2 protein-coding genes and 1 pseudogene are annotated in these 2,785 nt (G+C 67.1%); all 3 read right to left on the bottom strand.

Annotated elements, in window-relative coordinates; translation table 11 throughout:
- Positions 1 to 184: pseudogene (locus tag VDP82_RS16675) on the bottom strand (GNAT family N-acetyltransferase); the annotation flags it as partial.
- A gap of 1 nt (position 185) precedes the next feature.
- The gene (gene argJ / locus VDP82_RS16680; protein WP_323015952.1) at positions 186 to 1,418 is read right to left on the bottom strand and encodes a bifunctional glutamate N-acetyltransferase/amino-acid acetyltransferase ArgJ; all 1,233 of its coding nucleotides are present in this window, start codon (positions 1,416 to 1,418) and stop codon (positions 186 to 188) included.
- 109 nt (positions 1,419 to 1,527) lie between these two features.
- On the bottom strand, positions 1,528 to 2,415 hold the full coding sequence (locus VDP82_RS16685; protein ID WP_323015953.1) for a peptidylprolyl isomerase: 888 nt from the start codon (positions 2,413 to 2,415) through the stop codon (positions 1,528 to 1,530).
- Between the last annotated feature and the right edge of the window lie 370 nt (positions 2,416 to 2,785).

Below are 2,785 nucleotides of genomic sequence, written 5' to 3' on the forward strand. Positions count from 1 at the left end.
CGGCGGCAAGGATGCGCGTTTCGGCGTCGTCCTCATCGGCGGGGTCGAAGCATTGCACCGAATTGGAGCGCTTGGTGTAGCGGCCCGAAGCCCGCCGCACCCAGGCGCCGTCCCATTCTACCTCGATGCCGGGCCAGGCCCTGAGCCCGGCCCGCTCGAAGGCGAGCGTATCGGGCAGGGCCATGTCAGCTCCGATAATCGCCATTGATGGCGATATAGCCATGGGTGAGGTCGCAGGTATAGACGCTGGCTCTGCCGTCCCCCAGGCCCAGGCTCACCGTCAGCTCCAGCTCATCGCCCTTCATATAGGCGCTGGTGGCGGCTTCGTCGTAGCCGGGGGCGCGCTCGCCATCCCTGGCCACCAGAAGGTCGCCGAAGCGGATGGCGAGGCGGTCGCGGTCGGCGGGCTCCCCCGCCTTGCCCACGGCCATGACCACGCGGCCCCAATTGGCGTCCTCGCCGGCAATGGCGGTCTTGACCAGGGGAGAATCGGCGATGGCCTTGGCGATGCGGAAGGCCGAGGCGTCGGAGGTGGCGCCCTCGACATGGACCGAGACCTGCTTGGTGGCGCCTTCGCCATCGCGCACCACCTGGATGGCCAGGTCGAACAGCACGTCGCGCAGGGCTTCGCCGAAGGTTTCGGCGCGCGGGTCATCGAGGCTGGCCAGGGGCTCGACACCAGCCTTGCCGGTGGCGAAGGCCAGCAGCGTATCGGAGGTGGAGGTGTCGCTGTCGACGGTGATGGCATTGAAGCTGGTGGCGACATGGCGCGCCAGCAGGGCCTGGAGCACATCGGCGGCGATGGGCATGTCGGTGACCACGAAGCTGAGCATGGTCGCCATGTCGGGGGCGATCATGCCCGAGCCCTTGGCGATGCCGTTGATGGTCACGGATACGCCGTCGATTTCAAGAGTGGCGCCCGAAAGCTTGGGGAAGGTGTCGGTGGTCATGATGGCCCGGGCAGGGTCCATCCAGGGCGCATCGCCCAAGCGGGTCGCCATGGCGTCGAGCACGCCGGAGAACTTGCCGGCATCGAGCGGTTCGCCGATGACGCCGGTGGAGGCGAGGAAGATTTCCCCGGGCGCGCAGCCCAGCGCCCTGGCCGCCAGATCGGCGGTCATTTCCACGCTTTTGCGGCCCTTGAGGCCGGTAAAGGCATTGGCATTGCCCGAATTGACCACCAGCCCCCGCGCCACTCCGCCCGGCAGGTTCGCCCGGCACCAGTCAACGGCCGCCGACGAGCATTTCGAACGGGTGAGCACGCCAGCGACGCTGGTGCCTTCGTCAAAGGCCATCAGCAGCACATCGGTGCGGTTCTTGTATTTGATGCCGGCTTCGGCCGTGGCGAAGCGCACCCCGGCAATGGCGGGCAGATCGGGAAAGGATTTGGGGGCGAGGGGCGAAACCGGATGGGCCATCTCAGGAGCCTTATGGAGCGAAGCATTCGCCGTCCGGTGTGCCTCAAAGCGGGGAGAGGCGCAAGAGAGCGCCGGCGCCGCCCCAGGGGCCGCGCCGGCAGGGATTGCATCAGGGGGTCGCGGCTTCTTCCTGCTGGTCGAGGGCGGCCTTGAGCGCGGGGTCGGCGATGTCGACCGTGGTGCCTTCCATGAGCTTGGCCACGGTCTCGTTGAAGGTCTTCATCAGCAATTGCTGCTGGATCTGGCCGGCCACCTGCTCGAAGGTCGGGGGGGCGGACATGCGGGTCTCGGTGAGCTTGATGATATGCCAGCCGTAATTGGACTGGACCAGATCGGAAACCTGACCGGGCTCGGTGAGGGCGAAGGCCGCTTCCTCGAAGGCCGGCACCATCATGCCGCGGCTGAAAAAGCCTAGATCGCCGCCCTGCGCGCCGCTGCCGGGATCGATGGATTTTTCCTTGGCCAAGGCGGCGAAATCGGCCCCGGCCTCCAGCTCGGCCTTGATGGCCTTGGCGTCTTCTTCCTTTTCCACCAGAATATGGCTGGCGCGGCGCTCTTCCTCGGGCTCGAAGCCGGCGGTGAATTTGTCATATTCGGCGCGCATCGCCTCTTCGGTCACGGCGCCCAGAATGGCGTCGTTGAAATAGGCGCGGCGCAGGGCGCGCTCGCGCAGATAATCGAGACGCTGGGCGAAAAGCGGGGTGTCGGCCATGCCGGCATCGGCGCCGGCCTTGGCCAGAACCTTCATGTCGATGAGCACGCTCAAAAGGAACGGACGGCGCTGCTCGGGCGGCATCTGGGCGAGGTCCTGACCCAGATCCTCGGCGGCAAAGCCGAGATCGGCCTCGGTGATCGGCTCGCCCCCCACCGTGGCGATGACGGTTTCGGGCGCCACCGGCGCGGCGGCGTCCTGGGCCAGGGCCGGGGCGAGCGCGCCGGCCATGAACAGGGCAAGGACGCTCGCGGTGCGGGCGAGGCGCAGGGGAGAAAATAGCATCGGATCGGTCTCCTGGGCCGTCGCAGCCGGGGCGGCGTGGCCGGTTTGATATCGGCAATGCGCGCGTGCCGTGCGACAAGGCGCTTTTGGCGTGGCCCCGCCCTCTCATCACAAAAGGGCCGAATTATGCCGCGCCACGTCGGTATGCGTCGCCACGGGCCGCCCGGCGCGGGGGGCTTTCCGGCGCGGGCCGACGAGGTGTGACCCATTTCGGCAAAGTTGACAAGACGGGGGCCCGCTCTTACATGTCACCCGCTTTTTCCGTCGCCCGGCGGATACCAGAAATTCAAAGCCGGAAAGGCTTTCTCATTGCGTCGACGCGGCCGAACGGGCCTATCCGCACCTCCCCGTCCCGATCTGCAATGAGCGA

The sequence above is a fragment of the Devosia sp. genome (assembly GCF_034675085.1).
Taxonomy (GTDB): Bacteria; Pseudomonadota; Alphaproteobacteria; order Rhizobiales; family Devosiaceae; genus Devosia.